The sequence below is a fragment of the Klebsiella quasipneumoniae subsp. quasipneumoniae genome (assembly GCF_020525925.1).
GTDB lineage: Bacteria > Pseudomonadota > Gammaproteobacteria > Enterobacterales > Enterobacteriaceae > Klebsiella > Klebsiella quasipneumoniae.
In genome coordinates, this window is sequence record NZ_CP084876.1 from 3,075,674 (window position 1) to 3,101,465 (window position 25,792).

Below are 25,792 nucleotides of genomic sequence, written 5' to 3' on the forward strand. Positions count from 1 at the left end.
CGTGATGGCCTATTGTACCTTCTCGTGCAGCTCAATCAATTCCGCAACCAGCTCGCGAGCCAGCATGGAGGTCATCAGGTGATCCTGAGCATGCACCAGCACCAGGCTGACCTTCATTTTCCCTTCGCCCTCGTCGCTTTCGATAAGCTGGGTCTGCACGCGATGCGCCTCGCTCAGCGCCTGACGCGACTGCTCCATCATCGATTTCGCCGCGGCAAAATCCCCCTGCTTGGCCTGTTTTAGCGCGGCATAGGCCAGGCTACGGGCTTGTCCGGAGTTGATAATCAGCCCCATCACCACCTCTTCGAGGTCGTTTTCCGGGGTCTCTACCGCGTCGATGTTGTCCAGATCAAACATAATATTTCCCTCATTTCTCAGGCGGTACGGGACGCTGCCCGTACCGCGCGGTATCAGAATTTCAGTGCGTTGGCGATGTCTTCTTCGCTCTCTTCCTGCTCGATGACGGTCTGCGCTTTATTCGACAGCACCACAAACGGCAGGTAGACCAGGGTGGAGACGCCAAGGTTGAACAGGGCGACCAGCAGAGCGGCGACGCTGCCGTTACTGTTGAAGAACGCCCCCAGGCCAGTTGGCATGGTCCACGGCGCCAGGTTGGTCACCGGTGGGATAATCCCCAGGCTGTAGGCCGCGAGAGTAATGGCCGCCAGAATCGGCTGGACCAGCACGAACGGGATGAACATGACCGGGTTCATGATGATCGGCAGGCCAAACAGAATCGGTTCGTTAATCTGGAAGATGCCTGACGGCAGCGCCAGCTTCGCAACCTGACGATGGTCAGCGCGACGGGAAGCGATAAAGATGGCGATGATCAGACCCAGCGTCGCCCCGGAACCCCCCAGCAGGATGTAGGAGTCGAGCATCGGCTTGGCCCAGAAGTGGAACTGTTTACCCGCTTCGATCGCCGCATCAACCGATCCGTACTGGTTGTACAGCGCGATGTTTTCCAGCGCCCACGGCGTCATGATGCCGTTATCCAGCGCGGTCAGCGCCAGCGAACCGTGCACCCCGAAGAACCACAGCAGGGAGTTAAAGATGACGTATGCCCAGCCGACCACGCTGCCCATCGCCGCCAGCGGCGTAGAGATGGAGTCCATGATGATCTGGTGGAAGTTGCTGCCGTAGCTCGACAGGGCCCACGAGATAATGCCGAAGATGGAGAGGATCAAGAAGCCAGGGATCAGCGCGGAGAAAGAGCGCGATACCGACCCCGGCACGCTGTCCGGCAGTCTGATCACCCAGTTGCGACGGATCACGAAGGTGAACAGCTCCGCGACGACCAGACCGATAATCATGCCGGAGATGATGTTCTGCCCGCCCAGCCAGTTGGCGCCGACGGCATAGGCTTCGCCCACGCTATACGGGGTCACGGTCATGAAGGCCGCGACCGCCAACAGGCCTGCGGCCATCGGGTCGACTTTGCGCTCTTCCGCCAGCGCGGAGCCAATAAAGAATGGCGCCATCAGCGACATAATGCCGAGGGTGCCGTTATAGACGTTACCGCCGATAGCCTTAAAACCGTTTAAGGTTTCAATGGTGGAGGCATCCAGGCGAATGCCCATGGAATAAAAGAAAGAGCCTTCGCCGAAGCTCAGAAAAACGTTGTTAATTAATACAAACATGGCCCCGGCGAGGGTCAACGGCATTAATTTAATGAATCCATTTTTAATCGCATTAATATGCGGCTGCTTTCCTATTTTCACTGCAAAAGGAAGGAGTACCTTTTCAAGCGAGTCGATCACTTTACTCATAGTCAATACCCTTAAAAGCCGCAATAAACTATTACGGCGATGATGTATGAAATTACTCTTTGACGGGAAAATAAACTCTTTATTCTTTGACGTCCGGCAACGGGATGCCGCCAGGCGTCAAAATATATCGAGTTTTAAAATTTAAAATTATTGTGCTGCAGCTTTCTTAATGGCCGCGACGGCGGCTTTCAATACCCCTAAACCATCCACCTTGCCATACAGAAGAGAATCGATGACTTCTACCGGTTTATTCGGCAGCAGGCGCTGAATTTCCGGTAACATATACGCAATTTGTGGCCCTAATAATACAACGTCGGCTTCCGGTCCCTTTTCACCCGCGAGAGTCTCAGGATAGGCTTCAATAATGACCGGGACTTCGTATTTTTCCGCCTGCGCCCGCATTTTGGAGACCAGCAGTGACGTGGACATGCCTGCCGAGCAGAACAGATAAATGTGTTTCTTTTCCATGAACGCTTCCTCAATGTGTGAGACCAGGGCCTTCAGTAACCGCTGAGAGCCGGTAAGACTGGTAACATCCGGTTAATTCTGTTTATGGGTTGAGTATACGGCAACCTGAGCCGTCGTGATAATTCCCTGTTGAACAGAATTGTCTCTCATTGACCTCCGGTTTTGACTACCCTCACATTTTCATCCAAATAATTCGCGCAATTAAATAAGCATCAGGACTCACAAAAAAGCCCGACCAGTGGTCGGGCTTACGTACAACTCAGTCAACAGTAGGGCGCTTACTTAGCGTTGCGCGGATCCGTATCATACTCAGCGCAGGTCTGGTAGCCGGAGTTCATCACGTGCCCCGTTTCGTCGAGGGCCACAAAGTAGGTCTCCACTTTACCATCTCGTTGACCGAGGATATAGGTCTGGCAGGTGCCGCGGGCATGGACCATCGTCACTTCCGTTGAAGGTTTGCCAGCGATCTGCATCACCTGCTCACGCGACATTCCTTTCTTCACATCTTTCACCACCGGCTGGGTAAACTGGTCTTTGGTACGATCGTAAGCGGTACAGCCCGCGAGTAAGGTTAACGCGACGGTGACGCCCAGTATTCCTGCTAAGCTTTTGTTCATTTTGGTTCCTCTCTTCCACTGTGTAACGATAAGCCTGGAATAAATAGTGTTATTTTTCAAGCCGAACAGCGAAATCATGTCTGATTGTGTTATTGCGTAAACAGGATTGACGCTCCGCCGACGACCGGCGCTTTCTCCTGCGCGCGGGCATCTATAATGAAATCCTATGTCATTGATTGCCTTCTTTTCCGGCAGTCAAAACCCCGGTCCTTGTCGTTTCAGCGGCAAAGAGGTAGCTTTAAGCCAACAGGTTGCCAAACAGATTCACTTTCGGAGGGCGCGATGACGCTACAACAAGAGATTATTCAGGCGCTGGGCGCGAAGCCGCAGATTGATGCCGCAGGCGAGATCCGCCGCAGCGTCGATTTCCTGAAATCCTATCTGCAGACTTACCCTTTTATTAAATCGCTGGTGCTGGGTATCAGCGGCGGCCAGGACTCGACCCTGACGGGGAAACTGTGCCAGATGGCGATCAATGAACTGCGCGCCGAAACTGGCGACAGCAGCCTGCAGTTTATCGCCGTCCGTTTACCCTACGGCGTGCAGGCGGATGAGCAGGACTGCCAGGATGCCATCGCCTTTATTCAGCCTGACCGCGTGTTGACGGTGAATATCAAAGCCTCGGTGCTGGCAAGCGAACAGGCCCTGCGCGAAGCGGGGATCGAACTGAGCGACTTCGTTCGCGGCAACGAAAAAGCCCGTGAGCGCATGAAAGCCCAATACAGCATCGCCGGGATGACCAAAGGGGTGGTGGTCGGCACCGACCATGCGGCGGAAGCGATTACCGGCTTCTTCACTAAATATGGCGACGGCGGCACCGACATCAACCCGATCTTCCGCCTGAACAAACGTCAGGGCAAACAGCTGCTGGCCCATCTCGGCTGCCCGGAACATCTGTATAAGAAGCTGCCGACCGCCGATCTGGAAGACGATCGCCCCTCCCTGCCGGATGAAGTGGCGCTGGGGGTCACCTATGAGAATATCGACGACTATCTGGAAGGCAAAACGCTGGACCCCAGCATCGCCAAAACGATCGAAGGCTGGTATCTGAAAACCGAACACAAGCGTCGGCCGCCCATCACCGTCTTTGACGATTTCTGGAAAAAATAGTCCCTCCCCCGCCCCGGCCCGCGCCGGGGTTATTTTTTGCGCTTTTCGCCGCAAAAACCGCCTGCTATACTGGATAGATAGACAGTATCAGGAGTTATTGTGGCCAGAAAGCAATCTGCCCCGCGTCTGGAGTTTGAGGCGGCGGCGATCTATGAATATCCCGAACACCTTCGGCCGTGGCTGGAGGCGCTGCCGAAGCTGCCGGGCGTCTATCAGTTTCACGGCGACAGCGACACGATGCCGCTCTATATCGGCAAGAGCGTTAACCTGCGCAGCCGGGTGCTCTCCCACCTGCGCACGCCTGAAGAGGCCGCGATGCTGCGTCAGTCCCGGCGTATTACCTGGCAGCGCACCGCTGGCGAGCTGGGGGCGCTGCTGCTGGAGGCGCAGTTAATTAAAGAGCAGCAGCCGCTGTTTAACAAGCGGCTACGGCGTAACAAGCAACTCTGCGCCTGGCTGCTTGCGGACGACCGGCCGCAGATTGTCTATGCCCGCGAGGTTGATTTCTCTCATCAGCAGCATCTCTATGGTCTGTTCGCCAACCGGCGGGCGGCGCTGCAGATGCTGCAGAGCCTCGCTGACGAACAGCGCCTCTGTTATGGCCTGCTCGGTCTGGAGCCGCTCAGCCGCGGCCGCGCCTGCTTTCGATCCGCGCTGGGCCGCTGCGCCGGCGCCTGCTGTGGAAAGGAGAGCGTGGAGGCGCACCGCCAGCGTCTGCTGGCGCAGATGAGCAAGCTGCAGCTGGTGTGCTGGCCTTGGGCAGGACCGGTGGCGCTGGAGGAGCGCGGCCCTGATATGACGCAGTATCATGTCATTCATAACTGGCTGTGGCTGGGGGCCGTCGACTCGCTCGACCAGGCCGCTGAGCTCACTCGCCTGCCCGCCGGATTCGACCAGGATGGTTACAAAATTCTCTGTAAGCCTCTGCTCAGCGGCAACTACCCGCTGCACCCGCTTAGCTGAGAAGCCAGAAAGAAAAAACCGCCGGCCCTGCCCAACGCCTGATGGCATTATTGGGCAAGACCGGCGGTCTTGATTCAGTACGCTACATTATTCAGCGGGTGCAGGCATTTTACCTGCCGGCGCGTTGCGTTCTGTCAGATGCTTCTCAAAATTAGCATTGAACTGTTTTTTCTGCTCTGGGGTCAGAATATTGTAGATCTTGTTCTGCGTTTCCAGGCGGGACAGCGCCATCGCTTTATGCTGCGCCTCCATCTTATCGATCTGCGCTTCCGCTTTCGCCTTGTCGAAGGTATCGCTGGCGATCAGCTCGTGCATCGCGCGGCGTTCGTCAAGGGACGGACGCTTCATGTTTTCGCGCTGGCTCTTCATGATGTCGCGGATCTGCTGCTTCTGCGCATCGGTCAGGTTGAGGCCTTTAAACATCATGTCATGCTGACCCGGGCCGCCTTTATGATGCATCATCATCGGCTTGCTGTCGCTCGGCGCGGTGGTGGTATCGGCGGCGTGAGCCAGGTTAGCCGCGCCCAGAGCCAGAGTAGAGGCAACAAACAGTGCAGTGAGTTTCTTCATCATTCAATCCTTACTTTACGTTATTCTTACGGCGCGTTGCCGTGTTGACGAGATTAACTTTACGACGTTAATCGTCAATTAGTCAGAGCAAGAGTAAAACAATGAAAGTGTAAAAAACAGTTTCTCACCAATTATGGAGAAAATAAGGAATTTGAACGAGGAATTGCAATAAAAAATAAATAACCTACTGTTTTGCAGAGAAATTATGGAGAGTATAAAGGAGGAGAGATTAAAAACAAAGCATTTTACCAGGAATAATCTGCAAATTTACACTGGCGCACGAAAAAATAAGAAGATGTAAAACGACGCGCGAAATTAAGCAGGCCGCCCGGCGGACGGCTTGCCCTCAGGATAATTTTTCCAGCATCAGGCCAGCGCGCAGCCCCCTCGCCACCGCCGGATTGGGAAACAGAACATACTCCGGCTCAGCCCCCACCACATACCGCATCTCCCCCTCCTCCGCCAGCAGCGTGCCTGGGGCGAAGGGGGTGAAGTTCAGCGTCCGATCCGCCATATGCAGACGGAAATCATCGCTATGGCGGGTGATCTGCTGCACCACCCGGTAGCGCAACGGCGCCGGGGCGTCGGCAATGGCCAGATCCCCCACCAGCAGCCGGGAGATAGCCCCCTCGGCGGCGGCAAACTGCGTCAGATCGTTTTCCCCCAACGGCAGCGCTTTGCCCAGCTCAAGGGTGCAGGCCAGCGCCGCGAACCGCTCGCAGCTGAAGTGGGTGAAGGTCCCGCCTGGCTGGCGATGAAACACCAACGCCTCCAGCCCGGCGCCGCCCAGCCAGTGAAGATAATCCTCCTCCCAGGGCGTATCGCGGGCCGGGAGCACCCCGAAGCGCGGATGCAGCGACCCGCGGATCGCGGTATGCAGATCGAGGTGCCAGCGCGGACCATCGTGGTCGCGATAGAAGCGGCCCACCGCCTGCTCCAGCCGCTGCGCCCGCTGCGTCTCCTCGCTGGCCGGGAATTGCCGCCAGCGCTCGCCAAACATCCGGTTCATATCGCTGTGCAGATAGCGTTTATTCGCCCGCAGCGCCGGCGGGTTACCGACGATCACCAGCAGCCGCCAGCGCAGGGGGAGTTCCTCCCGAACCAGCCGCTGCACCAGCCGGTCGACAATCTCCACCGGCGCCGTTTCGTTGCCATGGATGGCGCAGGAGAGCACCAGCCCCCGCTCGCAGCGCGCATGCGGCGTCAGCTCAAGGATCCCCTCTCCAAGCCAGTGCCAGCGAAAATGGGCCGTCTCGCCGTGAAAGTGATGGGGCAAACGCCCCGCCAGGGTTAATGCCAGAAAGTGTTCCACCGCGCCCCCTTATTGCTGAAATGGATAAACCGAACCGAGCTGCAGGATCTGGGTCAACCGATCCAGCGCGTCGCGCCCTTCCCGCAGCAGCTGGGGGTCGGCGAGGTCGGCCTGGGTGAGACGATCGCGATAGTAGCGATCCACCCAATCATTGAGGGTGGCAAACAGCGTATCGTTCATCAGGACGTGCGGATTGACCGCCTGATACTCCTCGGCCGTCAACACTACCCGCAGGCGCAGGCACGCCGGACCGCCGCCGTTGGCCATACTCTCGCGCAGATCAAACACCTGCAGCGCGGCGATGGGGTTATCCCCGGCCAGCAGCTCATTGAGATAGTTCCACACGCCCGGATGCGCCTGGGCTTCCTGGGGCAGGATCAGCGCCATGCTGCCGTCCGCCCGGCTCAACAGTTGGCTGTTGAACAGATAGGTGGCAACCGCCTCTTCCACCGTGACCCGGCTGGCGGGAACCACCAGCGGGGTGAAGCCCGGCACCTGCTGCGCCAGCTGCTGCAAAACCGCGTTCTGGTCGGCAAAGGCCTGCTCATGGCAGAACAGGACCTGACGATTGCTCACCGCGATGACATCGTTATGAAAAACCCCCATGTCGATCGCCGCCGGATGCTGGCGGGCGAAGATCAGCTGGCGGGGATTGACCTGATTAAGGCGCGCCACCGCCTGGCTGGCCTCAAGGGTTTGCCGCGCCGGATAGCGACGCGGCGCCTCTTCGCTTCCCCGGCGGCGGCCATAGACAAAGAGCTGAACGCCGGGGGCGCCATATTCCCCGCCGAGACGGTTATGATTCGCCGCCCCTTCGTCGCCAAACCATGCCGAGGCAGGCAGCGCCGGATGGATGGCAAATCGCGTGCGGTCCGGGAAGATCGCCTGCAGCAACGCTCCGGTGGTGGGGGCTTCGCTGGCGCGGTGGAATTTATCCTGCAGATTCGCCACCGTCAGGTGTACCAGGCCATCCAGCGAATCGGCGGAGGGACAGACCGTCGCGGCGTTGGCCACCCACATCGCCGAGGCCGAACTCACCGCAGACAGCAGATCCGGATCCTGCTGAGCCGCGCGAGCCACCACCTGTTCATCGCTGCCGCTAAAGCCCAGCTGACGCAGAAGCGGCACGTTGGGCCGCTCCTGAGGGGGGATCACCGCCTGCGGATAGCCGGCGTCGGCGAGGGCTTTCATTTTTTTTAGCCCCTGCTTTGCCGCCAGCTGCGGGTTCGACACCCGAAAGCGGTGCCGGGTGGAGGCCTCATTGCCAAAGGAGAGCCCGGCGTAGTGATGGGTCAGTCCGGGCAGACCGTCAAAGTTGACTTCGCGGGCGGTCATGACGCCTCCCCGGCCCGAAAGTCGAGCCCCGGATTGAGACTGGCGGGCAGCGTCAGGGTCGGCGATTCGAGACTGGCCATCGGCCAGGCGCAATAATCGGCGGCATACCAGGCCCCGGGGCGATGATTGCCAGAGGCCCCGGTGCCGCCGAACGGCGCGGTACTCGCCGCCCCGGTCAGCGGTTTGTTCCAATTGACTATCCCGGCCCGCGCCTCGAGCAGCAGCCGATCGAACTTCTCCCGTTCCGGGGAAATTAACCCGCAGGAGAGCCCGAAGCGGGTGGCATTGGCCAGGGCAATCGCCTCCTCGAAAGTGTCGTAGCGCCAGACGCCAAGCAGCGGGCCGAACACCTCTTCATCCTCGACCTGGGCCACGTCGCTCATGTCGACAATCCCCGGCGTCAGCAGCGACGTCCCGGCCTGCAATAAGCGCGGCTCCAGTAGGGTGACTGCGCCTGCGGCGACCCGCTGCAGCCAGGCCTGATGCACTTTCTGCGCGGCCTGTTCAGAGATAAGCCCGCCGAGAAACGGCTGCGGCTCAGCGTCCCATGCCGCGGGGATCAGCCGTTGGCTCACCGTCACCAGCCTGGAGAGGAAAGCATCTCCCGCCTCTCCGCGCCGGACCAGCAGACGCCGGGCGCAGGTGCAGCGCTGGCCGGCGGTAATAAAGGCGGACTGGATGGTCAGATGCACCGCGGCATCGACGTCCCGCGGATCGTCGACGATCAGCGGGTTATTGCCGCCCATCTCCAGCGCGAGGATCTTCTGCGGCTGTCCGGCCAGCTGGCGATGCAGATGAAAACCGGTGGTCGAGCTGCCGGTAAACAGCAGCCCGTCGATATCCGCCTGGCCGCTGAGCGCCTCGCCGGTTTCCCGACCGCCCTGCAGCAGGTTGAGCACCCCGGCGGGCAGGCCGGCCTGCTCCCACAGCTTCACCACCGCTTCGCCACTGTGCGGGGTGAGTTCGCTGGGTTTAAACACCACGGTATTGCCCGCCAGCAGCGCTGGCACGATATGCCCGTTCGGCAGATGGCCGGGAAAGTTATAGGGGCCAAAGACCGCCAGCACGCCATGCGGCCGGTGACGCAGCGTCGCGGCGCCATCGGGCAGATCGCTGTGCTGTTCGCCGGTGCGGGTGTGGTACGCCTTCACCGAGATCGCCACCTTGTTGATCATCGCCGTCACTTCCCCGGCCGCCTCCCAGCGCGGCTTTCCGGTCTCGGCGCCGATAATCGCCGTCAGCTCCGCCTTGCTGGCCTCCAGCAACGCGGCAAACTTTTCGACGATGACCTGGCGGTCGGCAAACGGCAGCCGCGCCCAGGCCGGGAACGCCTGGCGGGCAGCCGCCACCGCCTCGGCGACCTGCCCGGCGTCCGCCGCTTCTCCCTGCCAGACAACCTTCAGGTTGACCGGATCCTGTTTGCTGAAGCGCGGCCCATCGCCGGGCCGCCACTCGCCGTTAATCCACAGACTCATGCGGTTTTCTCCTCAGGGATCAGGCGCACCATGCGCACCTGGTCGCCGGCATGACACTTCAGCATATCCAGCTCGCGGGCGCTGAGGGTCAGGGTGTCACCATCCGGGTCGGCATGCACCAGCAGAGCGCGGAACTGGTGGTACTGTTCGTTCGCCACCAGGCACAGCGGTCCGTCGCCGGGCGGCGTTTCGCCGGCCTCGGTGGTCACCAGACGGCTTTTGCGGATCGCCCGCACCCGGTCAATATCGCACTCCAGGGTCGGGCCGCCGTCGAAAATATCGATGTAGTTCAGGTAGCGGAATCCCTCTTTCTCCAGCACCGTCCGGGCCGGGGCGGTCTGCGGGTGGACCTTGCCGATCACCGCCTGCGCCTCGGGGGTGAGGAAATCGATATACAGCGGGTGCTTGGGCATCAGGGCGGCAATGAAAGCCTTCTGTCCTGTGCCGCACAGGTAGTCGGCGCGGGAAAACTCCATGGCGAAAAAGCGTTTGCCCAGGCTCTCCCAGAACGGGGAATAGCCGTGCTCGTCAATCACCCCGCGCATCTCGGCAACCACCTTCTCATTAAAGCGCTCGCGAAAGGCGGCCATAAATAAGAAGCGCGATTTCGACAGCAGATAGCCATTGCCCTCTTTGCGCCACTGCGGGTCGAGGAACAGGGTACACAGCTCGCTGCTGCCGGTGTGGTCGTTACTGAGAAACAGCGTCGGCAGCGCCTGATAGACGTTAAGCTCCTTCGAGGCATGGACCTGGGTGCCGACCCGGTAGTTGTACCAGGGATCGTTGAGCCCCACCGCCACCTCTATCGCGCAGATGCCCACCACTGCGCCGCTCTCGCTCTCTTCCAGCACAAAGACATAGCCCTGCTCGCTTTTCGGCAGCTCGCCGCGCCAGGTTTGCTGTGAGCGGGCGATCCGCGCCGCGAGGGTGGCTTCATCCACCGGCAGCGAGGTCAGCCCGCCGCCGGTCTCCGCCGCCAGCTTCAGCAGCCCGGGCAGATCGCCCGGCTCCACCGGTCGAATAACCATCATGATGAAACTCCCGCCAGGAATCGCGCGCAGGTCCGCTCGACGCGATCCAGCCCGCTGTTCACCTCTTCTTCACTGACGTTCAGCGCCGGCGCGAAACGCACCACGTTGGCGCCGGCGATCAGGATCATCACACCCTCTTCCGCCGCCAGGTTGCTGAGGGTTTTCGCCTTCCCGGCCCAGGCGTCGTTCAGCACGCAGCCGATCAGCAGCCCCAGGCCGCGGATCTCCTTGAACAGACCATAGCGGGCGTTGATCGCCTGCAGGCGTTCGCAAAACCACTGATGGCGCTGTCTGACGCCGGAGAGCACTTCCGGGGTATTGACGATCGACAGCAGCTCGCCGGCCACCGCCCCCGCCAGCGGGTTACCGCCGTAGGTGGTGCCGTGGGTGCCGACGGTCATCACGCTGGCGCAGGCCTCTGTCGCCAGCAGCGCGCCGATGGGGAAGCCGCCGCCCAGCGCTTTGGCGGTGGTCAGCACATCGGGGGTCACGCCGTAGTGCATATAGGCATACAGTTCGCCGGTGCGCCCGACCCCGGTCTGCACTTCATCGAAAATCAGCAGGGCGTTGTGCTGGTCGCAAAGCTGGCGCAGGCCGCGTAAAAACTCGACGCTGGCCGGCACCACGCCGCCTTCGCCCTGCACCGGCTCGACGATCACCGCGCAGGTTTGGTCATTGATTAAGGCCTTTGCCGACGCGAGATCGTTAAACACCGCATGCTGGATCTGCGGCGGCAGCGGGGCAAAATCCCGGGAGTAGGCCGGCTGACCGCCTGCCGAAACGGTGAACAGCGTCCGCCCGTGGAAGGCGTTCTGGAAGGCGACAATGCCGCTTTTCTCGCTGCCAAAGCGATCGTGGGCATATTTACGCGCCAGCTTGAGCGCCGCCTCATTGGCCTCGGCCCCGGAGTTACAGAAGAAGACCCGGTCGGCGAAGGTGGCATCGATAAGCATTTTGGCCAGACGCAGGATCGGCTCATTGGTATAGCCATTGCCGGTATGCCAGAACTTGCCAGCCTGATCGGTGAGGGCCTGCACCAGCCGCGGATGCGCATGCCCCAGCGCGTTCACGGCGATGCCTCCGGCAAAATCGATATACTCTTTGCCCTGCTGATCCCACAGCCGCGACCCGGCGCCCCGCACCGGAATAAAAGCCGCTGGCGCGTAGACCGGCATCATCCATTCATCAAAGTGGTTACGCGTAATTGACTGAGACATATCGACCTCTTCCGGTAAATTAAAAGTAGCAATAATGTTAATAAATATGAGTTATTACGCTGTAAATGTAGATTGCACGGTTCGTGCCAGCCAGCGATAAAAATGCATAAACCGGATGAGATAACGAAATATCAATGAGTTACAACCTGGCGCTATTCACATAAAATGCATAATTAGTGAATAAGTATCCGATAAAGGGGGATGAACAGTGATTAAAGAAGATAAGTTATGCAAAGGTAAGATATAATTCTGTAATTGTGATCTTCTGCGAAATTTATCGTAGCTATTTGCCCTTTTTTGGCGCGACGTGCCCGCAAAAGGGGCACCCACGGCACGCTCATGCGCAGCGATTGGCAGAATGACGCATCGGATGGCAGCCAGCCTGGCGAATTTCTGCTACCATCCCTGCACTATTCACCTTGCACAGTGGCAGCGACTATGAAATTTGTCTCTTTTAATATCAACGGCCTGCGCGCCCGCCCACACCAACTGGCCGCCATCGTCGAAAAGCACCAGCCGGACGTGATTGGCCTGCAGGAAACCAAAGTTCACGACGATATGTTCCCTCTCGAAGAGGTCGCCAGACTCGGCTATAACGTCTTTTATCACGGCCAGAAAGGCCATTATGGCGTCGCTCTGCTGACCAAAGAGACGCCGATTGCCGTCCGCCGCGGTTTCCCGGACGATGGCGAAGAGGCTCAGCGCCGCATCATCATGGCCGAGATCCCGTCGCCGTTCGGTAACGTTACGGTGATTAATGGTTATTTCCCGCAAGGTGAAAGCCGCGATCATGAGACCAAATTCCCGGCCAAAGCGGCGTTCTATCAGAATCTGCAGAACTATCTGGAGACCGAGCTCAATAAAGAGAATCCGGTGCTGATCATGGGCGATATGAACATCAGCCCTACCGATCTCGACATCGGTATCGGTGAAGAGAACCGCAAACGCTGGCTGCGCACCGGCAAATGTTCCTTCCTGCCGGAAGAGCGGGAATGGATGGACCGCCTGCTGGGCTGGGGCCTGGTGGATACCTGGCGTCAGGCTAACCCGGACAATCAGGAGCACTTCTCGTGGTTTGATTACCGTTCCAAAGGCTTCGACGATAACCGCGGGCTGCGCATCGACCTGCTGCTGGCCAGCCAGCCTCTGGCCCAGCGCTGCGTGGAGACCGGAATCGATTATGAGATCCGCGGAATGGAAAAACCGTCCGACCACGCGCCGGTGTGGGCCACCTTCCGGCCGTAAGCCACGTCCTGACCTGCCTCCCGCCGCGCGGGGGGCAGAATTTCCTGAGCAAAATCAACAAAGCGACGGTAAACCATTGTGGCCGTCGTCTGAACAGGATACTGTCGCGCGCACTTTTTAATGTCCACTGCGTCCAGGCTGTACAGGAGACCCCTTCATGAAAAAGAAGCCATCATCCGGCCATTGGTAAAGGGCTGGGACTCATCGCGCTGGCGGCCACGCTGGCCGTTATCAGCCACCGCGTCGGTCTCCACGATCTGCTGACTCACCTGCATCTGCTGCAGGAGACCCTGCGCCATCAGGGCGCCTGGGGCTATCTGGTCTATGCAGCGCTGTTTATCATTGCCACCCTGTGCCTGATCCCCGGCAGCCTGCTGGTGATCGCCGGCGGAATACTCTTCGGCCCGCTGACCGGCTCTCTGCTCTCGTTTGCCGCCGCCACTGTCGCCTCTTCGCTGTCGTTTTTGATCGCCCGCTGGCTTGGGCGCGATCTGCTGCAGCGCTATGTGGGCCATACCGCCGTCTTCCAGGCCATTGAGCGCGGTATCGCCCGCAGCGGCAGCGATTTTCTGATCCTCACCCGCCTGGTGCCGCTCTTTCCCTACAACATTCAGAATTACGCCTACGGCCTGACGGCGATCCCCTTCTGGCCTTTTACCCTGATCTCCGCCGTGACCACCCTGCCGGGCCTGGTGATCTATTCGGTGATGGCCAGCGAACTGGCTCGCGAGGGGGCGACCTTCGCCTTCGCGCTCAAGCTGAGCCTCGCTGGTGGGCTGCTGTTTGCCCTGGTGCAGATGGGCAAACGGTTTGCCCGCGCCCGCCGTGTGGCAACGCCCGGCGAGGAGGTGCGCCATGACCCGACCTGATCGCCGTCACCTGCGCCGCGCCCGGCTGGCCCTCGCCGTGGTGGCCGTTGCCGCTCTGGCCGCCTGGCTGTGGTTCCCCGGCGGGCGAGCCTTTCTGCAGCACAGCCTGACGGCGCTAGCGTCGCTGGATCCCCAGCATGTTAAAGACTTTATCGCCGCCTGGGGGGCGCAGGCGGCGCTGGTCTCTTTTGCGCTGATGATCCTCCAGGCGATCGTCGCCCCGCTGCCGGCCTTCCTGATCACCCTGGCGAACGCCGCGCTGTTCGGCGCCTTCTGGGGCGGCGCGCTGTCGTGGTTCAGCGCCATGGTCGGCGCCGGGCTCTGTTTCTGCATCGCCAGAGCGCTGGGGCGCGAGGTGGTGGAGAAACTCACCGGCCGCACGGTGCTGCGCAGCGTCGACGGCTATTTTGCCCGCTTTGGCCCGCAGACGATCCTGGTCTGTCGCCTGCTGCCGTTTGTCCCTTTTGATCCGGTCAGCTATGCCGCCGGACTGACTTCGCTGCGCTTCTGGCCCTTTATGCTGGCCACCGGCCTGGGACAGCTGCCGGCGACCATCGTCTATTCCTGGGCCGGGAGCCTGCTGACCGGAGGCGCCTTCTGGCTGGCCACTGGCCTTTCGCTGCTTTTTGCCCTGGCGGTGGTCATCTCCATCGCCAAAAATATTTACCGTGAACGTCATAAGAGATCGTCGCCATGAGCTTACCCCCGCTGGATACTGTCCCCCTGATCCTTCGTCCGCAGGCCTGGCTGCACCGTCGTCATTACGGCCAGGTGCTGAGCCCCATTCGCTGGTGGGGACGGATCCCGTGGCTGTTTTACCTGGTCTCGCTGTTCGTGGGCTATATTGAACGCCGCCGCTCGCCGCTGGATCCGGTGCTGCGCTCGCTGGTCAGCGCCCGCATCGCCCAGCTGTGCCACTGCGAATTCTGCATCGATATCACCAGCATGACCCTCGCGGCGCGGAGCGGAGGTCGCGACAAACTGCTGGCGGTCGCCGACTGGCGCAACAGTACGCTGTTTAGCGAGCAAGAGCGTCTGGCGCTGACCTATGCCGAAGCCGCCAGTCAGACGCCGCCGGAGGTGGATGATGCCCTGCGCAGCGCGATGGCGGCGCATTTTGACGCCCGGGCGCTCACCGAGCTGACCGCCCTGATTGGCCTGCAAAATTTATCAGCGCGGTTCAACGCCGCGATGGCGATCCCGGCCCAGGGGCTGTGCAAGATACCCCCCTCTTCCCCGCATAATAAGGAGTAACGATGCGCCGTTTGCGTGATTTCAGCCTCTGTCTGTACCTGCTGCTGCTCTGGCCGCTGGTGGTGAATGCCGACGACAGCTGGCGGCAGACCCAGACGGAAGCCCGTGGCCAGACCGTCTGGTTTAACGCCTGGGGCGGCGACCCGGCCGTTAACCGCTATCTGACGTGGGTCAGCGAGGAGGTCAAACGACACTACGCGATCGACCTGCGTATTGTCCCCATCGCCGACGCCGCCGATGCGGTGAAACGCATCCAGACTGAGGCGCAGGCTGGCCGTCGCCGCGGCGGTTCGGTGGATTTGCTGTGGATCAACGGCGAAAACTTTCACACCCTAAAACAGGCCAACCTGCTGCTCACCGGCTGGGCCGAATCGCTGCCCAACTGGCGCTATGTCGATCGGCAAAAGCCGGTTCAGGAAGATTTTTCTGTCGCCACCGAGGGCGCCGAGTCGCCGTGGGGCAGCGCCCAGCTGACGTTTATCGCCCGCCGCGAACAAACCCCGCAGCCTCCCACCAGCCCGCAGGCGCTGCTGGCCTTCGCCAGAGCCCATCCGGGCAGCGTAACCTACCCGCGGCCACCGGACTTCACCGGTACCGCCCTGCTGGAGCAGCTGCTGATCGCCCTCACCGACCAGCCTGCCGCCCTGCGCCAGCCGCCGCAGACGGCGACTTTCGCGGCGGTCACCGCCCCGCTGTGGCGCTATCTCGATGCGCTGCACCCTACGCTGTGGCGGGCGGGCAAGGATTTCCCGGCGTCGCCGGCGCGGATGGACGCCATGCTCAACCAGGGCACCCTCCGCCTGTCGCTGACGTTTAATCCGCTCCATGCCCGGCAGAAGGCCGCCAGCGGGGAGTTACCGGCGGACAGCTACAGCTTCGGCTTTACCGGAGGGACCCTTGGCAACGTCCATTTCGTGACTATCCCGGCCAACGCGCGCGCCGTCGCCGCCGCCAAAGTGGTGGCCAATTTCCTGCTCTCCCCTGAGGCGCAATTGCGCAAGGCGGATGCCGCCGTCTGGGGCGATCCAAGCGTTCTGGACCCGCAGCGTCTACCTGACAAGCAGCGACAGGCGCTGGCGGCCACCCTGCCGCAGGATCTGCCGCCGGTGCTTGCCGAGCCGCACGCGGCATGGGTTGACGCACTGGAGCAGGAATGGCTGCGCCGCTACGGTACCCACTGATCCTGCTGGCCTGGGGGACGATGGCGGCAATCTATCTGCCCTTATTCCCCGCCGCCGCAGGGCTGGTGTGGCCGGCGCTCTCCCCGGTCCACTGGCGGGCGCTGTTCGCCGACCCGCAGCTGGGCCAGGCGCTGGCCGCCACCCTTGTTTCCACGCTGCTGTCCGTCGGCGGCGCGTTACTGATCGCCCTGACCATCGTCGCCGCCCTCTGGCCTTCGGCCCGCTGGCGGCGACTGGCTTCCCGCCTGCCCTTGCTGCTGGCGGTGCCCCATCTAGCCCTGGCGACGGCGGCGCTGCTGCTGTTCGCCGAAGGCGGCTGGATCTGGCAGCGGCTGCCGTTTTTGACGCCGCCGGTCGACCGGTACGGCATCGGGCTTGGCCTGACGATGGCTCTGAAAGAGAGCGCCTTTGTGCTGTGGGTGATCTACGGCCTGCTGGGGGAGGCGCGCCTCGCCGACCAGGCGACAGCGCTAAAGAGCCTCGGCTACGGCCGCTGGCAGTGCCTGCGCTGGTTGGTGCTGCCTGGGCTGCTGCCCGCCCTCGGCATGGTGCTGTTGGCCGCCGCGGCCTGGAGCCTGTCGACGGTAGACGTCGCCCTGGTGCTGGGGCCCGGCAATCCGCCCACCCTCGCCGTGCTGGCGTGGCAGTGGTTAAGCCAGGGCGATGACCTGCAGCAGGCGAAAGGGGCGCTGGCCAGCCTGCTGCTGCTGGCGATCCTCGGCGGGCTGGCGCTGGTCGCCTGGGGCGGATGGCGGCTACAGCGTCGACGTCTGCCCGATCTGCGCGGCGTTCGGCATCCCCATCCCCACGCCCTGCCCGGCCGCCTGCTGGCGAGTGCCCTGCCGCTGAGCGGCCTGCTGTGCGCGCTATTGCTGGCGGGGCTGGCGCGCTCGGCGCCGCCGCAGACCGAGGCATTGATTAACAGCCTTGGTCTGGCGCTGGCGGCCTGCGCCCTCGGCGCGGCCGTCTGCCTGCTGTGGCTGGCCTGCGGCCCGGCGCGGGGAGATGGCTGGGTCTGGCTGCCGCTGGTGCTGCCGGCCCTGCCGCTGGCCGACGGCCAGTACCGGCTGGCGCTGTACGCCTGGCTAGACGGCGAATGGTGGACCGTCCTGTGGGGCCATCTGCTGTGGGTGGTGCCGTGGATGCTGTTTATTTTGCGCCCGGCCTGGCGCCAGCGCGATCCGCGGATGGCGGTGATCGCCCGCACGCTCGGCTGGGATCCCACGCGTATTTTCTGGCTGCTGACCCTGCCCTCGCTGACCCGCCCGCTGCTAACCGCCCTGGCGGTGGGTTTCTCGGTAAGCATTGCGCAGTATCTGCCAACGCTATGGCTGGGGGCAGGCCGTATCCCGACGCTTACCAGCCAGGCGGTGGCGCTCAGCAGCGGCGGCGAGGCGCAGACGCTCGCCGCCCAGGCGCTGTGGCAATTACTGCTGCCGGCGGTATGCTTTACCCTGACGGCCCTGCTGGCCTGGCTGGCGGGCCGCTATCGACGAGGACTTCGCTAGTGCTAACCGTAAACCATCTGACCCTGAGCGTGAAACGTCAGCCGCTGCTGCGGGAGGTCGCCTTCTCGGTGTCCCCGGGTGAAGTGCTGACGCTGATGGGCCCTTCCGGCAGCGGAAAATCGACGCTGTTTGCATGGATGATTGGCGCTCTGGCCGGCGACTTCCGCGCCGAGGGCGAGCTGTGGCTCAACGATCGGCGCTGCGATACGCTGCCGACGGAGCGCCGGCGCATCGGCATCCTGTTTCAGGACCCGTTGCTGTTCGACCATTTCAGCGTCGGGCAAAATTTACAGCTGGCGCTACCGGAAAGCGTGCGCGGCGAGGCGCGAAAAGCCGCGGTGGAGCAGGCGCTCAGTCGCGCCGGGCTGCATGGCTTCGCCGCGCGCGACCCGGCCACGCTCTCCGGCGGACAGCGGGCGCGGGTGAGTCTGCTGCGCGCCCTGCTGGCGCGCCCCGAGGCGCTGCTGCTGGATGAGCCCTTCAGCCGCCTGGATGCCACCCTGCGCGCCGCGTTCCGCCGCTGGGTATTTGAGGAACTGGCCCGCCAGGCCATTCCGGCGATCCTGGTGACCCACGATCGCGAGGACTGTCCGCCGACGGGGCGGTGCCTGGCGATGGAGCGCTGGCAATGAAGCGCAATAGCGTGCAAACCTGCGTTACCGCAAAGAAATCAACGCCTGGCAAGCGGAGAATACGCCCTCCACTTTTTACCGTCGGGCATTTCGATGAAACGTGTTTCTCAATTGACCGCACTCGCCCTGCTCATGGGGCTTGCTGCTACCACCACCTGCGCCGCTGAAACCATGCCAGCGCTCACCCTCTCCCACCTGCAACAGCAGCACGGCGTGGCCATCGACACCCGCCTGAGCGCTTATTACAACGGCTGGCCGCAGCACGTCAACGGCCCGGAAGGGCATGAGCCGCAGGCGCTTAACCTTTCCGCCCGCTGGCTCGGCGCCATGAGCGACGAGCAGCTCCACAGCTGGGCTAAACAGCACCAGCTCCAGCCCGATACCCCCATCGCGCTGTACGGCAGTCCTGAGGATAACGCCAGCGTCGCGGCGCGACTGAAACAAGCGGGCTTCACCCGGCTCAACGTCCTGAGCGACGCTCTGAGCCAGGGCGACCGTCTGCAAAAGCTGCCGCACTTTGAACAGCTGGTCTACCCGCAGTGGCTGCACGATCTGCAGCAAGGGAAAAGCGTGGCTGCCGCCCCGGCCGGCGACTGGAAGGTGTTTGAGGCCGCCTGGGGAGCGCCGAAGCTCTATCTGCTGAGCCATATCCCGGGTGCGGGCTATATCGACACCAATGAGGTGGAGAGCGAACCCCTTTGGAATAAAGTGTCCGATGCGCAGCTGAAGGCGATGCTGGCGAAGCACGGCATCCGCCATGACACCACGGTGATCCTCTACGGTCGCGACGTCTACGCCGCGGCGCGGGTGGCGCAGATCATGCTGTACGCCGGCGTCAAAGACGTGCGCCTGCTGGACGGCGGCTGGCAGACCTGGTCCGACGCCGGTCTGCCTGTGGCGCGCGGCATGCCGCCGACGCCGCAGCCGGCACCGGATTTTGGCGCGCCGATCCCCGGCCAGCCGCAGCTGATGCTGGATACCGGGCAGGCCCGCGGTCTGCTGCACCGCCAGGACGCCTCGCTGGTCAGCGTCCGCTCGTGGCCGGAGTTTATCGGCACCACCAGCGGCTACAGCTATATCAAACCGAAGGGCGACATCGCCGGCGCCCGCTGGGGCCATGCCGGAAGCGACTCCACGCACATGGAAGACTTCCATAACCCGGACGGCACCATGCGCAGCGCCGACGATATCGCCGCCCTGTGGCGCCAGTGGAACATCCTGCCTGACCAGCAGGTGGCGTTCTATTGCGGAACCGGCTGGCGGGCCTCGGAAACCTTCATGTATGCCCGGGCCATGGGCTGGCCGCACGTCGCCGTCTATGACGGCGGCTGGTACGAATGGAGCAGCAACCCGCACAATCCGGTCGCCCGCGGAGAACGCGGCCCGGAAAGCAGCCAGTAACGCGTCCCACCCGCGCGCGTCGCCCCCTGCCGGCGACGCGCGATTTTCCGCTCACGCCACCCGCTTTAAGGTCCGGTAGCCGCTGGCGATACGCGTCGCCGTCGTCAGCCAGCATAGCGCGCCAAACAGCCACGCCAGCCAGGCGAAATGCGCCGGAAACAAGCAGCTGAGGACAAACAGCAGGATAGTCTCCGTCCCCTCCGTCAGCCCCCCGAGATAGTGCAGCGATTTATGGGCATAGCCGGGATTGGCGATCTGGTGCTTTGCCGCCAGCGCGGCAAAGGCGAGAAAGCTGCTGCCGGTGCCGATAAAGGCAAACAGCAGCCAGCCCCCCGCCAGGGCGTTATTCTGCGGATCCGCCAGGATAAAACCGAACGGCACCAGGGCATAGAAGAGAAAATCCAAAGAGATATCGAGAAAACCGCCGGCGTCGCTAAGCCCGCGCCGCCGCGCCAGGGCGCCGTCCAGGCCGTCCAGCAGGCGGTTGAGAAGAATGGCCGCCAGCGCCGCGCCATACCATCCTAATGCCAGAAATGGCAGAGCCAGCGCACCGATGGCAAAACCGAGCAGCGTCAGCCCGTCTGGCGAAATACCCGGGCGGTCAAGCGCGCCGGCGGCAGCGTTAAGCAGAGGTTTGAGGCGAGGATGCAAGTGGCTATCAAGCACGGGGGTCTCCAGCAGAGTTGGCGGTTGTCAGTAAAGGTCTATGGCGGTGATAATAGGCCAGTTTGGTCTTATTAACGTTGATGCTTATGCTAAAAATGATTGAAGTTGTCGCCGCCATTATTGAACAGGATGGCAAAATTCTGCTGGCGCAGCGCCCGCCCCACGCCGACCAGCCGGGAATGTGGGAATTCGCCGGCGGCAAAGTGGAGCCGGGCGAAAGCCAGCCGCAGGCGCTGGCCCGGGAGCTGCGGGAGGAGATGGGCATCATCGCCCACCCGGCATGCTATATCGCCAGCCATCAGCGAGAAGTCTCCGGTCGCCAGATCCATCTGCACGCCTGGTGGGTACCGAACTTTCAGGGCGTGCCGCTGGCCCACTATCACAGCCAGCTGCGCTGGTGCCTTCCTGCCGACGCCTTAACCCTCGATCTCGCCCCGGCCGATATCCCCCTCCTGCACGCCTTTATCGCCCAGCGCCCGTCCCTTTCTCCCCGCTGATCCGCTCGCCGCCTCGTCATCGTTTTTAGTTATGACGGGCGGGCAATTATAAATTTTGCTGACGGCTTAATTTTTCCTTGCTTGCCTAAGGATTAGCGGTGTTATAGTCGGAAAATCGGTTTTTTCAAGGACCGAATCATAATAAATACACGCAACCACAACCATAAGGGGAACTTATATCTATGGATCAGACGTGCACTCTGGAAGGCTTTCTCACCCGCGTTCAACAGCGCGATCCTCATCAAACCGAATTTGCTCAAGCCGTCCGGGAGGTCATGACCACCCTGTGGCCTTTCCTTGAGGAAAATCCGCGCTATCGTCAGCTTGCTTTGCTGGAACGTCTGGTGGAACCGGAGCGCGTGATCCAGTTCCGCGTGGTGTGGGTGGACGACCGCAATCAGGTCCAGGTCAACCGCGCGTGGCGCGTGCAGTTCAACTCGGCCATCGGCCCGTATAAGGGCGGGATGCGCTTCCATCCGTCGGTGAATCTGTCGATTCTCAAATTCCTTGGCTTCGAGCAGACCTTCAAAAACGCCCTGACCACCCTACCGATGGGCGGCGGGAAAGGCGGCAGCGATTTCGATCCTAAAGGCAAGAGCGATGGCGAAGTGATGCGCTTCTGCCAGGCGCTGATGACCGAGCTCTATCGCCATCTTGGCCCGGATACCGACGTACCGGCGGGCGATATCGGCGTCGGCGGCCGCGAGGTCGGCTTTATGGCCGGCATGATGCGCAAACTCTCTAACAACAGCGCCTGCGTCTTCACCGGTAAAGGCCTCTCCTTCGGCGGCAGCCTGATCCGTCCGGAAGCCACCGGTTACGGCCTGATCTACTTCACCGAAGCAATGCTCAAACGTCACGGCCTCGGCTTCGAAGGCGCTCGCGTGGCGGTCTCCGGCTCCGGCAACGTCGCGCAATACGCCATTGAGAAAGCGATGGAGCTTGGCGCGCGGGTGGTCACCGCCTCCGACTCCAACGGCACCGTCGTTGACGAGGCGGGCTTCACCAAAGAAAAACTGGCCCGCCTGATCGACATCAAAGAGCGTGCCCACGGCCGGGTGGCCGACTACGCCCGCGAGTTTGGCCTCACCTATCTCGAAGGCCAGCAGCCATGGTCAGTGCCGGTGGATATCGCCCTGCCTTGCGCCACTCAGAACGAACTGGACGTCGATGCCGCCCGCCAGCTGATTGCCAACGGCGTGAAGGCCGTGGCGGAAGGCGCCAACATGCCGACCACCATCGCCGCGACCGATCTGTTCCTTGAAGCTGGCGTGCTGTTTGCCCCGGGCAAAGCGGCCAACGCCGGCGGCGTGGCGACGTCCGGTCTGGAGATGGCGCAGAACGCCGCGCGCATGGGCTGGAAAGCGGAAAAAGTGGATGCCCGCCTGCATCACATTATGCTGGATATCCACCACGCCTGCGTGCAGTACGGCGGTGAAGCGAAGCAGACCAACTACGTGCGCGGCGCCAATATCGCCGGTTTCGTGAAGGTGGCGGATGCCATGCTCGCCCAGGGCGTGATTTAACCTCCCCTGACGCCCTCCCGGCGGCTGCCCGCCGGGAGGCGTCTCACGACGTCATCGTGATCACCACTTTCCCCAGATGTTGACCACTGTCCAGACAGGCATGCGCCTCGGCAATCTCCGCCATCGGGTAGCTGGCATAGATCATTGGCTTGCATTTCCCTGCCTCAAACAGCGGCCAGACGTGGCGCCGCAGCGCCTCGGCAATCTCCTGTTTCTCCGCCGCCGTCCGGCCGCGCATGGTGGAGCCGGTGACGGTGGCCCGCTTGAGCATCAGGGTCTGAATATCCACCTCATGAGCGATTCGCCCGCCCATAAAGCCGATGATCACCAGCCGTCCATCCTTTTTCAGTAGCCCCAGGTTGCGGTTAAAGTAAGGGCCGCCCACGATATCCAGAATGACATCCACCCCTTCATCGTTGGTCAGTTGGTGAATTTTCTCTGCGAAATCTTCGGTTTTGTAGTTGATCGCCGTGGCGTAGGGTCGCAGCGCGGCAATTTTTTCGTCCTGGCCGACGGTGGCATAGACGCTCATCCCCAGCGCGTGACACAGCAGGACCGCGGTGGTGCCAATCCCGCTGGCGCCGCCGTGGATCAGAATGCTCTCGCCGGACTGCAGCTTACCGAGCAGGAAAACGTTCGCCCACACCGTGAAGAAGGTTTCCGGAATGGCGGCCGCTTCGCTAAAGCTGAGGCCCGCCGGGATCGGCAGCGTCTGGCCTGCCGGGACGGCGCAGTATTCGGCATACCCGCCGCCGTTGGTCAGCGCGCAGACGCGATCCCCGGGGGCAACGGTTGTGACCTGCGCGCCGACCTTCACGACCACGCCCGCCACCTCGAGGCCGGGCACGGGGGTGACGCCCTCAGGCATGGGATACAGCCCCTGGCGCTGCAGAATATCCGGCCGGTTGACGCCCGCCGCTTTCACTTCGATGAGCACCTCATGCTCCCCGACGGTAGGGATCTCACCTTCGCGGATCTGCAATACTTCCGGGCCGCCCGGTTGGCTGATAGCGATATATTTCACGGGTCCTCCTTATCGCCTGGGAGAGAAATGAGCAACGGCATCGGGAAGGGCAATGGGCATCCCTGTTCTGAGGGGGTCGTCAACCCCTTCCCGGCTGTTTAGTGTAGACCATTGACCTGGCGGGGGGAGAAACGGCGGCCGCGGGGAAACGCATCCTCGCGGCCGCCGGGCGGGTTATTGCGGCGGCGGCGCGGCATCGTCTGCCGCTTTTTTGCCTTTCGCTTTGCCTTTGCCCTTACTGAAGGATTTTTTCGCCCCGCCAGGCGCCACCAGACCGCGGAACTGGCGCACCGGCGTGCTGCGCGCCTGCTCGATCAGCTGATACAGCGTCCCCACCAGCGGCTGCATAAAGTCCTGATAGCGGCACTGTTTCTCGCTGATTTGCGTCAATACCGACTCCCAGTGGGCGGTCATGTCCGGTCGCCCGGCCATCTCCGGCAGGGAATGAATCAGCGCCCTTCCGGCCTCCGAGGAGTGAATATAACGCCCCTTTTTGCTCAGGAAACCGCGCTTAAACAGCAGTTCGATAATCCCGGCGCGGGTCGCTTCGGTGCCGAGGCCGTCGGTGGCGCGGAGGATCTTCTTCAGATCTTTATCCTGCACGAAGCGGGCAATCCCGGTCATCGCCGACAGCAGCGTGGCGTCGGTAAAGTGGCGCGGCGGCTGCGTCTGGCGCTCCACCACCTCGCCCCTCTCGCACAGCAGTTCATCGCCTTTGGCCACCACCGGCAGCGGCGTGCCGTCGTTCTCTTCATCGCGCTCTTTGCTGCCAAGCAGCGTCCTCCAGCCCGCCTCGGCCAGAAAACGCGCTTTGGCGACAAATTTGCCGTTGGCGATCTCAAGGTCAATCTGGCATTTACGGAACACCGCGTCAGGGCAGAACTGCATCAGATACTGCCGGGCGATCAGGGTGTAGACCTTCGCTTCGTTATCGGTGAGTTTGACCTGGCTGCTGCGGGCGGTCGGGATAATCGCATGGTGCGCGTCGACCTTTTTATCATCCCAGCAGCGGTTGCGGATCTCCGGATCCACCACCGGCTGCGGCAGCAGATCCGCCGCATGGACGGCAATCGCATTCAGCACCGCATGGCGGCCGGCGAAATGCTCTTCCGGCAGGTAGCGGCTGTCCGAACGCGGATAGGTGATGAGCTTGTGGGTTTCATACAGCTTCTGGCAGATATCCAGCACGTTTTGCGCGCTGAAGCCGAAACGTTTGGCCGCTTCAATCTGCAGCGCCGACAGCGAAAACGGCAGCGGCGCGGGTTCGGAATCGCGCTTATCGTTATAGCCGGTCACCAGCGCCGGCTGGCCTTCGATACGCTTAACCACGTGCTCGGCCAGCGGACGATGCAGCAGGCGCCCTTCTTCATCCTGGTAAGGTTCGCAGGCTTCGCTCGGCACCCAGGTCGCGACAAAGCGCTCCTCCTGCGGCGTGACGATATGCGCTTTGACGTCGAAGAAATCTTTGGCGACGAAGTTTTCAATCTCTTCATCGCGGCGCACCACCAGGCCGAGCACCGGGGTCTGCACCCGCCCCACGGAGAGCACCCCCTGATAGCCGGCGTTGCGCCCCAGCAGAGTATAGGCCCGGGTCATATTGATGCCGTACAGCCAGTCGGCGCGCGCCCGCGCCAGCGCCGACACGCAAAGCGGCACAAACTCGCTGTTGGCGCGCAGGCGGTTGATCGCCCGCTCCACCGCCTGCGGGTTGAGATCGTTTATCAGACAGCGCTGCACCTGCTGGCGCTTCTCCGGCGCCAGCTGCAGGTAGTCGAGGACCTCGTCCACCAGCAGTTGCCCCTCACGGTCGGGGTCGCCAGCGTGGATAACCTCCTCGGCGTCGCCGAGCAGGCGCTTGATCACATTCAGCTGTTTGGTGACCGAAGGTTTAGGCTGCAGCTGCCATTTCTCCGGCACAATCGGCAGGTCGGTGAGATTCCAGCGGGCATAGCGGCTGTCATAGACGTCCGGCTGCGCCTGCTCCAGCAGGTGACCGATACACCAGGTGACCACCTGCCCGTTGCCGCACTCAATATAGCCATCGCCTTTGCGGTGCGGTTTAGGCAACACATCGGCGATAGCCCGACCGAGACTCGGTTTTTCTGCAATAAACAACCGCATC

The 25,792-nt window shown here is 62.0% G+C and carries 27 protein-coding genes; 12 read left to right on the forward strand and 15 right to left on the reverse strand.

Annotation, left to right across the window (positions count from 1 at the left end):
• Window positions 1–9 precede the first annotated feature (9 nt).
• From chbA to osmE, 5 genes are all read right to left on the reverse strand, one after another.
• Complete coding sequence (gene chbA / locus LGM20_RS14945; RefSeq protein WP_023289303.1) at window positions 10–357, reverse strand: PTS N,N'-diacetylchitobiose transporter subunit IIA; 348 nt, start codon at window positions 355–357, stop codon at window positions 10–12.
• Window positions 358–410: 53 nt separating this feature from the next.
• The gene (chbC, locus tag LGM20_RS14950) at window positions 411–1,769 is read right to left on the reverse strand and encodes a PTS N,N'-diacetylchitobiose transporter subunit IIC (RefSeq protein WP_004203823.1); all 1,359 of its coding nucleotides are present in this window, start codon (window positions 1,767–1,769) and stop codon (window positions 411–413) included.
• Between the two features lie 11 nt (window positions 1,770–1,780).
• The gene (locus LGM20_RS14955) at window positions 1,781–1,897 is read right to left on the reverse strand and encodes a hypothetical protein (RefSeq protein ID WP_032429133.1); all 117 of its coding nucleotides are present in this window, start codon (window positions 1,895–1,897) and stop codon (window positions 1,781–1,783) included.
• A 19-nt stretch (window positions 1,898–1,916) separates the two neighbouring features.
• A complete protein-coding gene (gene chbB, locus LGM20_RS14960; protein WP_002901547.1) occupies window positions 1,917–2,237 on the reverse strand; it encodes a PTS N,N'-diacetylchitobiose transporter subunit IIB in 321 nt (106 codons plus the stop codon).
• Between the two features lie 278 nt (window positions 2,238–2,515).
• Window positions 2,516–2,854 (reverse strand): osmotically-inducible lipoprotein OsmE, encoded by a 339-nt coding sequence (osmE, locus tag LGM20_RS14965; RefSeq protein ID WP_023289302.1) that lies wholly within the window; start codon window positions 2,852–2,854, stop codon window positions 2,516–2,518.
• 282 nt (window positions 2,855–3,136) lie between these two features.
• Between osmE and nadE the strand changes: the two genes are divergently transcribed.
• Entirely contained in the window at window positions 3,137–3,964 is an 828-nt protein-coding gene (gene nadE / locus LGM20_RS14970; protein WP_023289301.1) for an ammonia-dependent NAD(+) synthetase, read from the forward strand.
• 99 nt (window positions 3,965–4,063) lie between these two features.
• The gene (gene cho / locus LGM20_RS14975) at window positions 4,064–4,927 is read left to right on the forward strand and encodes an excinuclease Cho (RefSeq protein ID WP_044522421.1); all 864 of its coding nucleotides are present in this window, start codon (window positions 4,064–4,066) and stop codon (window positions 4,925–4,927) included.
• 87 nt (window positions 4,928–5,014) lie between these two features.
• Here the strand turns inward: cho and spy are convergent, their stop codons facing one another.
• The 6 genes from spy to astC form a co-directional block, all read right to left on the reverse strand.
• Window positions 5,015–5,500 carry an ATP-independent periplasmic protein-refolding chaperone Spy gene (gene spy / locus LGM20_RS14980; protein WP_072096650.1) on the reverse strand — a complete coding sequence of 162 codons (486 nt, stop codon included), beginning with the start codon at window positions 5,498–5,500 and terminating at the stop codon, window positions 5,015–5,017.
• Window positions 5,501–5,843: 343 nt separating this feature from the next.
• Window positions 5,844–6,809 (reverse strand): succinylglutamate desuccinylase, encoded by a 966-nt coding sequence (gene astE, locus LGM20_RS14985; protein WP_044522418.1) that lies wholly within the window; start codon window positions 6,807–6,809, stop codon window positions 5,844–5,846.
• Window positions 6,810–6,818: 9 nt separating this feature from the next.
• The gene (gene astB / locus LGM20_RS14990) at window positions 6,819–8,144 is read right to left on the reverse strand and encodes an N-succinylarginine dihydrolase (RefSeq protein ID WP_044522417.1); all 1,326 of its coding nucleotides are present in this window, start codon (window positions 8,142–8,144) and stop codon (window positions 6,819–6,821) included.
• Complete coding sequence (astD, locus tag LGM20_RS14995; protein WP_044522415.1) at window positions 8,141–9,619, reverse strand: succinylglutamate-semialdehyde dehydrogenase; 1,479 nt, start codon at window positions 9,617–9,619, stop codon at window positions 8,141–8,143. Before astD ends, astB begins: the two co-directional genes overlap by 4 nt.
• Window positions 9,616–10,650: an arginine N-succinyltransferase gene (gene astA, locus LGM20_RS15000; protein WP_023289295.1), complete on the reverse strand. Its 1,035-nt coding sequence runs from the start codon at window positions 10,648–10,650 to the stop codon at window positions 9,616–9,618. Before astA ends, astD begins: the two co-directional genes overlap by 4 nt.
• Window positions 10,647–11,867: a succinylornithine/acetylornithine transaminase gene (astC, locus tag LGM20_RS15005; RefSeq protein WP_044522412.1), complete on the reverse strand. Its 1,221-nt coding sequence runs from the start codon at window positions 11,865–11,867 to the stop codon at window positions 10,647–10,649. Before astC ends, astA begins: the two co-directional genes overlap by 4 nt.
• Window positions 11,868–12,305: 438 nt before the next feature.
• Between astC and xthA the strand changes: the two genes are divergently transcribed.
• Window positions 12,306–13,112 carry an exodeoxyribonuclease III gene (gene xthA / locus LGM20_RS15010; RefSeq protein ID WP_023289293.1) on the forward strand — a complete coding sequence of 269 codons (807 nt, stop codon included), beginning with the start codon at window positions 12,306–12,308 and terminating at the stop codon, window positions 13,110–13,112.
• A 155-nt stretch (window positions 13,113–13,267) separates the two neighbouring features.
• Here xthA and LGM20_RS15015 read toward each other — a convergent pair whose 3' ends face one another.
• Window positions 13,268–13,411 (reverse strand): hypothetical protein, encoded by a 144-nt coding sequence (locus LGM20_RS15015; protein WP_023289292.1) that lies wholly within the window; start codon window positions 13,409–13,411, stop codon window positions 13,268–13,270.
• Between LGM20_RS15015 and LGM20_RS15020 the strand changes: the two genes are divergently transcribed.
• The 7 genes from LGM20_RS15020 to LGM20_RS15050 all read left to right on the forward strand — a co-directional run bounded on the left by LGM20_RS15020 (window position 13,343) and on the right by LGM20_RS15050 (window position 19,957).
• Entirely contained in the window at window positions 13,343–13,981 is a 639-nt protein-coding gene (locus LGM20_RS15020) for a TVP38/TMEM64 family protein (protein WP_223822588.1), read from the forward strand. The genes LGM20_RS15015 and LGM20_RS15020 overlap by 69 nt on opposite strands.
• Window positions 13,968–14,678: a TVP38/TMEM64 family protein gene (locus tag LGM20_RS15025; protein ID WP_044522410.1), complete on the forward strand. Its 711-nt coding sequence runs from the start codon at window positions 13,968–13,970 to the stop codon at window positions 14,676–14,678. The genes LGM20_RS15020 and LGM20_RS15025 overlap by 14 nt, the downstream gene beginning before the upstream one ends.
• Window positions 14,675–15,235, forward strand: coding sequence for a carboxymuconolactone decarboxylase family protein (locus tag LGM20_RS15030; protein ID WP_032452523.1), 561 nt, complete (start codon window positions 14,675–14,677; stop codon window positions 15,233–15,235). The genes LGM20_RS15025 and LGM20_RS15030 overlap by 4 nt, the downstream gene beginning before the upstream one ends.
• A 2-nt stretch (window positions 15,236–15,237) precedes the next feature.
• On the forward strand, window positions 15,238–16,416 hold the full coding sequence (locus LGM20_RS15035; protein ID WP_044522407.1) for an ABC transporter substrate-binding protein: 1,179 nt from the start codon (window positions 15,238–15,240) through the stop codon (window positions 16,414–16,416).
• On the forward strand, window positions 16,389–17,924 hold the full coding sequence (locus LGM20_RS15040; protein ID WP_044522405.1) for an ABC transporter permease subunit: 1,536 nt from the start codon (window positions 16,389–16,391) through the stop codon (window positions 17,922–17,924). Before LGM20_RS15035 ends, LGM20_RS15040 begins: the two co-directional genes overlap by 28 nt.
• Entirely contained in the window at window positions 17,924–18,556 is a 633-nt protein-coding gene (locus LGM20_RS15045) for an ATP-binding cassette domain-containing protein (protein WP_044522403.1), read from the forward strand. Before LGM20_RS15040 ends, LGM20_RS15045 begins: the two co-directional genes overlap by 1 nt.
• 93 nt (window positions 18,557–18,649) lie before the next feature.
• A complete protein-coding gene (locus LGM20_RS15050; protein ID WP_044522400.1) occupies window positions 18,650–19,957 on the forward strand; it encodes a sulfurtransferase in 1,308 nt (435 codons plus the stop codon).
• 51 nt (window positions 19,958–20,008) lie between these two features.
• Here the strand turns inward: LGM20_RS15050 and LGM20_RS15055 are convergent, their stop codons facing one another.
• Window positions 20,009–20,623: a CDP-alcohol phosphatidyltransferase family protein gene (locus tag LGM20_RS15055; RefSeq protein ID WP_032452514.1), complete on the reverse strand. Its 615-nt coding sequence runs from the start codon at window positions 20,621–20,623 to the stop codon at window positions 20,009–20,011.
• An 86-nt stretch (window positions 20,624–20,709) separates the two neighbouring features.
• Here LGM20_RS15055 and LGM20_RS15060 point away from each other — a divergent pair, with 86 nt between their 5' ends.
• Together LGM20_RS15060 and gdhA are read left to right on the forward strand one after the other, a co-directional pair.
• Window positions 20,710–21,120 (forward strand): pyrimidine (deoxy)nucleoside triphosphate diphosphatase, encoded by a 411-nt coding sequence (locus LGM20_RS15060; protein WP_044523153.1) that lies wholly within the window; start codon window positions 20,710–20,712, stop codon window positions 21,118–21,120.
• Window positions 21,121–21,302: 182 nt separating this feature from the next.
• Window positions 21,303–22,646: an NADP-specific glutamate dehydrogenase gene (gene gdhA, locus LGM20_RS15065; protein WP_004176526.1), complete on the forward strand. Its 1,344-nt coding sequence runs from the start codon at window positions 21,303–21,305 to the stop codon at window positions 22,644–22,646.
• Between the two features lie 43 nt (window positions 22,647–22,689).
• On the opposite strand, the gene LGM20_RS15070 is transcribed toward gdhA, so the two are convergent.
• Window positions 22,690–23,670 (reverse strand): NAD(P)H-quinone oxidoreductase, encoded by a 981-nt coding sequence (locus tag LGM20_RS15070; RefSeq protein WP_044522397.1) that lies wholly within the window; start codon window positions 23,668–23,670, stop codon window positions 22,690–22,692.
• A gap of 174 nt (window positions 23,671–23,844) precedes the next feature.
• A complete protein-coding gene (locus LGM20_RS15075; RefSeq protein ID WP_023289280.1) occupies window positions 23,845–25,791 on the reverse strand; it encodes a DNA topoisomerase III in 1,947 nt (648 codons plus the stop codon).
• Window position 25,792 lies beyond the last annotated feature (1 nt).

What these genes read in the sequence shown, in the direction of transcription:
- LGM20_RS15040 (WP_044522405.1), top strand. Translation starts at nt 16,389, where the DNA reads ATGGCTGCGCCGCTACGGTACCCACTGATCCTGCTGGCCTGGGGGACG.
- LGM20_RS15030 (WP_032452523.1), top strand. Translation starts at nt 14,675, where the DNA reads ATGAGCTTACCCCCGCTGGATACTGTCCCCCTGATCCTTCGTCCGCAG.
- astC (WP_044522412.1), bottom strand. Translation starts at nt 11,867, where the DNA reads ATGTCTCAGTCAATTACGCGTAACCACTTTGATGAATGGATGATGCCG.
- LGM20_RS15060 (WP_044523153.1), top strand. Translation starts at nt 20,710, where the DNA reads ATGCTAAAAATGATTGAAGTTGTCGCCGCCATTATTGAACAGGATGGC.
- astB (WP_044522417.1), bottom strand. Translation starts at nt 8,144, where the DNA reads ATGACCGCCCGCGAAGTCAACTTTGACGGTCTGCCCGGACTGACCCAT.
- chbC (WP_004203823.1), bottom strand. Translation starts at nt 1,769, where the DNA reads ATGAGTAAAGTGATCGACTCGCTTGAAAAGGTACTCCTTCCTTTTGCA.
- LGM20_RS15025 (WP_044522410.1), top strand. Translation starts at nt 13,968, where the DNA reads ATGACCCGACCTGATCGCCGTCACCTGCGCCGCGCCCGGCTGGCCCTC.
- LGM20_RS15035 (WP_044522407.1), top strand. Translation starts at nt 15,238, where the DNA reads ATGCGCCGTTTGCGTGATTTCAGCCTCTGTCTGTACCTGCTGCTGCTC.
- astD (WP_044522415.1), bottom strand. Translation starts at nt 9,619, where the DNA reads ATGAGTCTGTGGATTAACGGCGAGTGGCGGCCCGGCGATGGGCCGCGC.
- LGM20_RS15075 (WP_023289280.1), bottom strand. Translation starts at nt 25,791, where the DNA reads ATGCGGTTGTTTATTGCAGAAAAACCGAGTCTCGGTCGGGCTATCGCC.
- gdhA (WP_004176526.1), top strand. Translation starts at nt 21,303, where the DNA reads ATGGATCAGACGTGCACTCTGGAAGGCTTTCTCACCCGCGTTCAACAG.
- spy (WP_072096650.1), bottom strand. Translation starts at nt 5,500, where the DNA reads ATGATGAAGAAACTCACTGCACTGTTTGTTGCCTCTACTCTGGCTCTG.
- LGM20_RS15050 (WP_044522400.1), top strand. Translation starts at nt 18,650, where the DNA reads ATGAAACGTGTTTCTCAATTGACCGCACTCGCCCTGCTCATGGGGCTT.
- nadE (WP_023289301.1), top strand. Translation starts at nt 3,137, where the DNA reads ATGACGCTACAACAAGAGATTATTCAGGCGCTGGGCGCGAAGCCGCAG.
- LGM20_RS15015 (WP_023289292.1), bottom strand. Translation starts at nt 13,411, where the DNA reads ATGGCGCAGGGTCTCCTGCAGCAGATGCAGGTGAGTCAGCAGATCGTG.
- chbB (WP_002901547.1), bottom strand. Translation starts at nt 2,237, where the DNA reads ATGGAAAAGAAACACATTTATCTGTTCTGCTCGGCAGGCATGTCCACG.
- osmE (WP_023289302.1), bottom strand. Translation starts at nt 2,854, where the DNA reads ATGAACAAAAGCTTAGCAGGAATACTGGGCGTCACCGTCGCGTTAACC.
- xthA (WP_023289293.1), top strand. Translation starts at nt 12,306, where the DNA reads ATGAAATTTGTCTCTTTTAATATCAACGGCCTGCGCGCCCGCCCACAC.
- astA (WP_023289295.1), bottom strand. Translation starts at nt 10,650, where the DNA reads ATGATGGTTATTCGACCGGTGGAGCCGGGCGATCTGCCCGGGCTGCTG.
- chbA (WP_023289303.1), bottom strand. Translation starts at nt 357, where the DNA reads ATGTTTGATCTGGACAACATCGACGCGGTAGAGACCCCGGAAAACGAC.